Source organism: Mycobacterium sp. (assembly GCF_036488105.1).
Lineage (GTDB): Bacteria > Actinomycetota > Actinomycetes > Mycobacteriales > Mycobacteriaceae > Mycobacterium.
The window spans coordinates 1-7,114 of record NZ_DASXHW010000490.1 but is presented as its reverse complement, the minus strand read 5'-3'; the positions used below and the strand labels follow the sequence as shown (position 1 = coordinate 7,114).

At 64.8% G+C, this 7,114-nt stretch carries 8 protein-coding genes; 4 read left to right on the top strand and 4 right to left on the bottom strand.

The window, feature by feature from the left end; translation table 11 throughout:
- From VGH54_RS25725 to VGH54_RS25710, 4 genes are all read right to left on the bottom strand, one after another.
- Positions 1-429: FAS1-like dehydratase domain-containing protein (locus VGH54_RS25725; RefSeq protein ID WP_331514959.1), on the bottom strand; the 429-nt coding region annotated here is incomplete at its 3' end.
- Positions 426-1,589: an acyl-CoA dehydrogenase FadE29 gene (fadE29, locus tag VGH54_RS25720; RefSeq protein WP_331514958.1), complete on the bottom strand. Its 1,164-nt coding sequence runs from the start codon at positions 1,587-1,589 to the stop codon at positions 426-428. The genes VGH54_RS25725 and fadE29, both read right to left, overlap by 4 nt.
- Complete coding sequence (locus tag VGH54_RS25715) at positions 1,574-2,593, bottom strand: acyl-CoA dehydrogenase family protein (protein WP_331514957.1); 1,020 nt, start codon at positions 2,591-2,593, stop codon at positions 1,574-1,576. Before VGH54_RS25715 ends, fadE29 begins: the two co-directional genes overlap by 16 nt.
- Positions 2,593-3,843, bottom strand: coding sequence for a cytochrome P450 (locus tag VGH54_RS25710; protein ID WP_331514956.1), 1,251 nt, complete (start codon positions 3,841-3,843; stop codon positions 2,593-2,595). Before VGH54_RS25710 ends, VGH54_RS25715 begins: the two co-directional genes overlap by 1 nt.
- A gap of 120 nt (positions 3,844-3,963) precedes the next feature.
- Between VGH54_RS25710 and VGH54_RS25705 the strand changes: the two genes are divergently transcribed.
- The 4 genes from VGH54_RS25705 to VGH54_RS25690 form a co-directional block, all read left to right on the top strand.
- Positions 3,964-5,127, top strand: coding sequence for a steroid 3-ketoacyl-CoA thiolase (locus VGH54_RS25705; RefSeq protein ID WP_331514955.1), 1,164 nt, complete (start codon positions 3,964-3,966; stop codon positions 5,125-5,127).
- Positions 5,128-5,499: a nuclear transport factor 2 family protein gene (locus tag VGH54_RS25700; RefSeq protein WP_331514954.1), complete on the top strand. Its 372-nt coding sequence runs from the start codon at positions 5,128-5,130 to the stop codon at positions 5,497-5,499.
- A 37-nt stretch (positions 5,500-5,536) separates the two neighbouring features.
- Positions 5,537-5,974: a nitroreductase family deazaflavin-dependent oxidoreductase gene (locus VGH54_RS25695; protein WP_414688803.1), complete on the top strand. Its 438-nt coding sequence runs from the start codon at positions 5,537-5,539 to the stop codon at positions 5,972-5,974.
- A 218-nt stretch (positions 5,975-6,192) separates the two neighbouring features.
- Positions 6,193-7,114, top strand: a 922-nt coding sequence (locus VGH54_RS25690) for an NAD-dependent epimerase/dehydratase family protein (RefSeq protein WP_331514952.1), incomplete at its 3' end; no start/stop codon positions are given.

The window sequence follows — 7,114 nt, the reverse complement described above, 5'->3', positions numbered from 1 at the left end:
CTGGTTGATGAACCAGCCCTCGCCGAGACCAGTTTGCTTGGGTCCAACCACGTCGCCCATCTCCGAGGAGATGCTGACTTCCTCGCCCGGTTGCAGGTACCGATGATACGTCTGCTCGCAGTTCGTCGCGACCACGCCGATGTAGCCGTTGTCGTCCATCAGCTTCATGATCGGGCCCATGGGATCGTCGGTCGGGCGTTCGCCGCCCAGCCCGAACATCGTCCACACCTGAATCATGGCCGGTGGGGCGACAATTCCGGGGTGGCCGACCGCACGGGCCGCGCCCTCGTCCCGGTAGATGGGGTTGGTGTCGCCGATGGCTTCGACCCAGCTGTTGACCATCGGCTGGTTCACCGGGTCGCGGCCGACACGCGGCTTGGCGATGACGGTGGCTTTGATCTCCGCGAGGGCCTCGTGGATATCCGTCATCTGGGCACCCTCGGCACTTTGAGGCCGGACGCCGCGATCATCTCGCGCATCACTTCGTTCACGCCTCCACCGAAGGTAATCACCAAATTGCGCTTGGTCTGTGAGTCGAGCCATTCCAGCAGTTCGGCAGTATCCGACTCAGCCGGGTTGCCATACTTGCCGACGATCTCCTCGGCCAGCCGACCGATGTACTGAATGCTCTCGGTGCCAAAGACTTTCGTCGACGCGGCATCGGCTACGTTGATGTCTTCGCCCGCGGCAGCCACCTGCCAGTTGAGTAGTTCGTTGACCCGCCACATGGAATAGATTTCGCCGAGCGCCCGTTTGACGTCCTGGTGGTCGATGGGGGTGACCGCGTCGCCACCCGGCTTCGACGCCCAGTCGTGCAGCCGGTCGTAGATGCCCGCGGTGCGGCCGGCCGGACCGAGCATCACCCGTTCGTTGTTGAGCTGGGTGGTGATCAGTCGCCATCCACCGTTCTCCTCGCCGACCAACATGTCGGCGGGCACGTGGACGTCGTTGTAGTACGTAGCGTTGGTGTGATGGGCGCCGTCAGACAGAATGATCGGCGTCCAGGAGTAGCCGGGGTCCTTGGTGTCGACGATCAGGATCGAGATGCCCTTGTGCTTCACGGCTTCCGGGTCGGTGCGACAAGCCAGCCAGATGTAGTCGGCGTCGTGCGCACCGGTGGTGAAGATCTTCTGCCCGTTGACGATGTACTCGTCGCCGTGGCGCACCGCGGTGGTACGCAGCGACGCCAGGTCAGTGCCGGCCTCCGGCTCGGTGTAGCCGATCGCAAAGTGCAGCTCACCGGCCAGAATCGACGGTAAGAACTTCTTCTTCTGCAGATCGCTTCCGAATTGCTGCAGCGTCGGACCGACCGTCTGCAGCGTCACCGCGGGTAGCGGCACGTCGGCCCGGTGCGCCTCGTTGACGAATATCGACTGCTCGATCGGACCGAAGCCCAAGCCGCCGAACTCTTTTGGCCATCCGACGCCGAGCTTGCCGTCCTGGCCCATTCGCCGGATCACGGCGCGGTACGCCTCGTTGTGCCGGTCCTTCTCCATCGCTTTCATCTCGTCGGACGAGATCAGATTGGAAAAGTATTGGCGCAGTTCGGCTTGCAGCTGACGCTGCTCCGGGGTCAGTTCGATGAACATTGCGCTCCCACCAGATCGAGACGATGCGATGGCCCGCCCAGCAGTCGGGTCAGGTCCTTGATCGTGGAGTAGTACCGGTGCATCGGGTAGGTGATATCCATCCCCATGCCGCCGTGCAGGTGGTGGCAGATTTGCATCACCCGCGGCGCTTGCGAGGTGATCCAGTAGCCCAGTACGTCCAGGTCGTCACTGGCGTCGCGGCCTTCGGCCAGCCGCCAGACCACCGATGTCGACGCCAAATCGATGGTCCGCGAAGCGATGTAGACCTCGGCGAGCTGGGCGGCGACGGTCTGAAAAGTCGACAGCGGCTTGCCGAACTGTTGGCGGTTCGCCACGTAGTCGGCGGTCAGCCGTAACGCGCCGGCCACCAGGCCAGCGGTGTAGGCACCGATCGCGGCCAGCGCCAGCTGATTCACCCGCTGAGCCGTCGCTCCGGCGAGCACATCCCCGTCGGCCACCGCGACATCGGAGAACGTAACAACGTATTCGTCGGCCCCGGTGGATGTCGGGGTTTTCGCGATCTGCACCCCGTCGGCCCTGGGCGACACCGCGACGACGGCACTGTCGGCGGTGACCAGCATCCATTCGGCGTTTTCGGCATACCCGATACCGACTTTGGTCCCCGACAGCCGACTGTGCACGAAGGTCGTGGCGGGCCGGTCCGGCAGCGCTGCGCCGGGCTCGTTCAGCGCCGCGGTGAGCACGGAGCCCTTGGCCAGGCCGCTGAGATAACGGTCCTGCTGGTCCTCAGAAGCCAAGTCCAGCAACGGAATCACACCGATCCCGAGCGTTGCCAGCGCCGGGCTGATCAGGCCGTGGCGGCCGATCTCGGTGAGCGCCGTGGCGATCTCGGGCAAGCCGAGACCGTCACCGCCCGCTCGTTCGGGCATCGGCAGAGCCGTCACACCACCGGCGACCAGCGCCTCCCAGGAGTTGTCCCGGTCGAGTACCGAGGTGACCACGTCGGCGACTGCTTGCTGCGCCGGGTCTGGGGTGAAATCCATCAGCCGGCGACCACGCTTTTGCCGGAGTAGTCGACCTGCCAGTGCTTGATGCCGTTGAGCCAACCCGACCGCAGCCGTTCGGGTTCCGAGGTCGGCTTCAGGTCTGGCATGTGGTCGGCGACGGCGTTGAAGATCAGGTTGATCGTCATGCGAGCGAGGTTCGCGCCAATGCAGTAGTGCGCACCGGTGCCGCCGAAGCCGACGTGCGGGTTCGGGTCGCGCAGGATGTTGAAGGAGTGCGGATCCTCGAACACCTCTTCGTCGAAGTTGGCCGAGCGGTAGGACATCACCAGCCGCTGGCCCTTCTTGATCTGGACGCCGCCCAGCTCGGTGTCCTCGTTGGCGGTCCGCTGGAACGCCGAGACCGGCGTCGCCCAACGAACGATCTCGTCGGCGGCGGTCGACGGGCGTTCCTTCTTGTACAGCTCCCATTGGTCGGGGTTGTTCGCGAAGGCGATCATTCCGTGGGTAATCGAGTTGCGGGTGGTTTCGTTACCGGCCACCGCCAGCATGATGACGAAGAAGCCGAACTCGTCATCGGACAGCTTCTCCCCGTCGATGTCGGCCTCGATCAAGGTCGTCACGATGTCGTCGGTCGGGTTCTTGCCCCGCTCGTCGGCCATCGCCATCGCGTACATGATCAATTCCATCGACGACTGCGCCGGATCGACATCGGCGAACTCAGGATCCTCGCCACCGGTCATCTCGTTGGACCAGCGGAACAGCTTGTCACGGTCATCCTGCGGCACGCCCAACAGACCGGCGATGGCCTGCAGCGGCAGTTCACACGACACCTGCTCGACGAAATCGCCACTACCCGCGGTGGCCGCGTTCTTGGCGATGTTCTGGGCGCGCTGCGCGAGCTCCTCCTCCAGCCGACCGATCGCGCGCGGGGTGAATCCCCGGGAGATGATCTTGCGCAACCGGGTGTGGTGCGGGGCGTCCATGTTGAGCATGACGCTGCGCTGCAGCTCGACGTTCTCGCGCGTCATTTCCTTGGGCCAGGTCGGGATGGCGCCGTTCTGCCAACTGGAGAAGATGTCGCTGCGGCGCGACACTTCCTTCACGTCGGCGTGCTTGGTGAGGATCCAGTAGCCCTTGTCCTCGAAGCCACCGGTGCCGCCGGGCACGTCGACCCAGTGGATCGGCTCGGATTCGCGGAGCTGGGCGAGCTCTGTCACGGGAAGTCCGGCCAGGTTGACGTCCGGATCGAGGAAGTCGAACTCGGCGGGAATGTTGGGGGGTGCCATTGAGTATCTCCTGAACTACAACGTGTTCTAGTGCCAGTAAAACATGCTCTCGCCGCAGACCAAAAGGTGTCGGAGCATCCTCGCTTGTCAGGGTAATGAAACGTGTTCTAGCCTGACCTCATGGGTAACCCGGTAATTGTTGAAGCCACCCGCAGCCCTATCGGCAAGCGTGCCGGGTGGTTGTCAGGACTGCACGCCACCGAGTTGTTGGGCGCCACGCAGAAGGCGCTGGTGGAAAAGGCCGGTATCGACGCGGGTGACGTCGAGCAGATCGTCGGCGGCTGCGTGACGCAGTACGGCGAGCAATCCAACAACATCACCCGGGTCGGGTGGCTCGTCGCCGGGCTGCCCGAGCACGTGGGCGCCATGACCGTGGACTGCCAGTGCGGTAGCGGCCAGCAGGCCAACGGCCTCGTCGCCGGCCTGATCGCCGCGGGGGCCATCGATATCGGCATCGCATGCGGCATCGAGGCGATGAGCCGTGTCGGCCTGGGTGCCAACGCCGGCCCGGACCGCGGCATCCTGCGGCCCGCGTCATGGGACATCGACCTGCCCGACCAGTTCACCGCCGCCGAGCGGATCGCCAAGCGCCGCGGCATCACTCGCGAGGAAATCGATCAGTTCGGGTTCGACTCGCAGCGCAAGGCCAAGCAGGCCTGGGCCGAAGGCCGCTTCGACCGCGAGATCAGCGGCATCGAAGCGCCGGTGCTCGACGAGAACAAGCAGCCGACCAGTGACCGACACGTCGTCACCAAGGACCAGGGTCTGCGGGACACCACGCTGGAGGGCCTGAGCCAGCTCAAGCCGGTTCTCGAGGGCGGGATTCACACCGCGGGCACCTCGTCGCAGATCTCCGACGGCGCGGCCGCCGTGCTGTGGATGGACGAAGACAAAGCCAAGGCGCTCGGGCTGCGGCCGCGGGCCCGCATCGTCAGCCAGGCGCTCGTCGGCGCCGAGCCGTACTACCACCTCGACGGCCCAGTGCAGTCGACGGCGAAGGTGCTCGAGAAGGCCGGCATGAAGATGGGCGACATCGACATCACCGAGATCAACGAGGCATTCGCCTCCGTCGTGCTGTCCTGGGCGCGGGTTCACAACCCGGACATGGACAAGGTCAACGTCAACGGCGGCGCGATCGCGCTCGGCCACCCGGTGGGCAGCACCGGTAGCCGGCTGATCACCACCGCGCTGCACGAGCTCGAGCGCACCGACCAGAGCACCGCGCTGATCACCATGTGTGCCGGTGGTGCGCTGTCGACCGGCACCATCATCGAGCGCATCTAGGTGGCGGTGTCTGACGAGGACCGCATCGCGGCGGCGCAGGCCTACATCGACGCGTTGGCCAGCCACCACGGCGACGAGGTCCCGCTCGCGCCGGACTGCGTTCGGATCGAGATGGGCATCAAGACCGGGTTTTCCGGAAACCACTTGCGGCGCAGTCTGAATCGCGGCCCGCAATACCGGATCATCAAGGCCTGCACTCCGCCGAAGTTCGAGGTCGACGGCGACCGGGTGCGGGCGCAGTTCGACGTGATCACCAAACCGTCGCTCGCCGGACGGCGAGTATGCACACACGTCGACGAGACGTTTCTCATCGTGGATGGCAAGATCCGCCACATCAACGCCCAGATGCGCCCGTTCATTCAGCGAACCTAGGATCGTTGTCATGGCCGAAAAACAACGTCCGCGCTACATGGAAACTCCGTTCGCCGACGTCTTTATCAAATGGATGTCCCGAATCAACACCTTCTTCTACCGCCGCAGCGGTGGCGAGGGACTGGGCAGCACCTTCCAGAACATCCCGGTCGCCCTGCTGACCACGACAGGACGTAAGTCCGGACAGCCGCGGGTGTCCCCGCTGTATTTTCTGCGCGACGGCGACCGGGTGATCGTGGCCGCGTCGAAGGGCGGCGCCGAGAAGAACCCGATGTGGTATCTGAATCTGAAGGCCGATCCGAAGGTATCGGTACAGGTCAAAAAAGAGGTGCTGGACCTGACCGCGCGGGACGCCACCGACGAGGAACGCGCTCACTACTGGCCGCAGCTGGTCAAGATGTACCCCTCGTACGAGGACTACCAGTCCTGGACGGACCGGACGATTCCGATCGTCATCTGCGACCCCGCGCGGTGACGATGCGGGCCGCAGCGTGGCCCGAGAAGGTGCCGCGCCGTCAAACCCCGCGGTGACGCGGCGCGACCTGTCCCAACGCGAGTGGCCGGCACACGGATGAACGTTGCGGACGGCGCAGGCACACTTCGGGTATCGGCACCCAGGGTGACCTGACCGGGAATGCCGTGAGGACGTCTCCCGGCGGGTTTTCGCAATGGGATTTTCGTACGGAGGGTCTGATGAAGGTTCTAATCACGGGGGGCACTGGATTCGTGGGTGCCTGGACGGCGAAGGCCGTCCAGGATGGTGGACACCAAGTCAAATTTCTCGTGCGAAACCCCGATCGCCTGCACACGAGCGCTGCGCAAATCGGCGTCGATGTAGGCGACCACGTCGTCGGTGACATCGCTGACTCAGACAGCACTGCCGCGGCGCTACGGGGTTGTGACGCCGTCATTCATTGCGCAGCAATGGTTTCCACCGACCCCGCCCGCAGCGAGGAGATGCTGCGGACCAACCTCGAAGGCGCCCGCAACGTGCTCGGAGGGGCTGCCGCCGCGAAGATGGATCCGATCATTCACGTCTCGAGTTTCTCGGCGCTGTTTCGCCCCGGTCTAGCGATGCTGCATGCGGACCTGCCCGTGGTCGGCGGGTCCGACGGGTACGGCAAGTCCAAGGCCATCGTCGAAGCGTATGCGCGAGGTCTTCAGGACGCCGGCGCGCCAGTGAACATCAGTTATCCCGGTATGGTGCTGGGACCACCTGCGGGTGATCAGTTCGGTGAGGCAGCCGAGGGCGTGCAGGCAGCGCTCAAGATGCGCGGTGTGCCCGGGCGCAGCGCCGCCTGGATCGTGGTGGACGTCCGCGACCTCGCCGCCTTGCACGTCGCACTGTTGCAGCCGGGCCAGGGACCGCGCCGATACATGGCCGGTGGCCGACGCATTGCGGTGGATCGCCTCGCATTCCTGCTCGGTGCCGCCGCTGATCGCAACCTGGTGGTTTATCCGGTCCCCGATGTCGGACTGCGCGCCCTGGGGCGCTTGTTCGACGTCATCGGCGATCATCTGCCGTTTGAGACTCCGATCAACTCCGCGGCGATGCAGTACTACACCCAGATGCCGCCCGCAGATGACACCCCTGCCGAACGCGACCTCGGCATCA

Excerpts from the sequence above, each read along its gene's own strand:
- VGH54_RS25705 (WP_331514955.1), top strand. The coding sequence starts at position 3,964 with ATGGGTAACCCGGTAATTGTTGAAGCCACCCGCAGCCCTATCGGCAAG.
- VGH54_RS25715 (WP_331514957.1), bottom strand. The coding sequence starts at position 2,593 with ATGGATTTCACCCCAGACCCGGCGCAGCAAGCAGTCGCCGACGTGGTC.
- VGH54_RS25695 (WP_414688803.1), top strand. The coding sequence starts at position 5,537 with ATGGAAACTCCGTTCGCCGACGTCTTTATCAAATGGATGTCCCGAATC.
- fadE29 (WP_331514958.1), bottom strand. The coding sequence starts at position 1,589 with ATGTTCATCGAACTGACCCCGGAGCAGCGTCAGCTGCAAGCCGAACTG.
- VGH54_RS25710 (WP_331514956.1), bottom strand. The coding sequence starts at position 3,843 with ATGGCACCCCCCAACATTCCCGCCGAGTTCGACTTCCTCGATCCGGAC.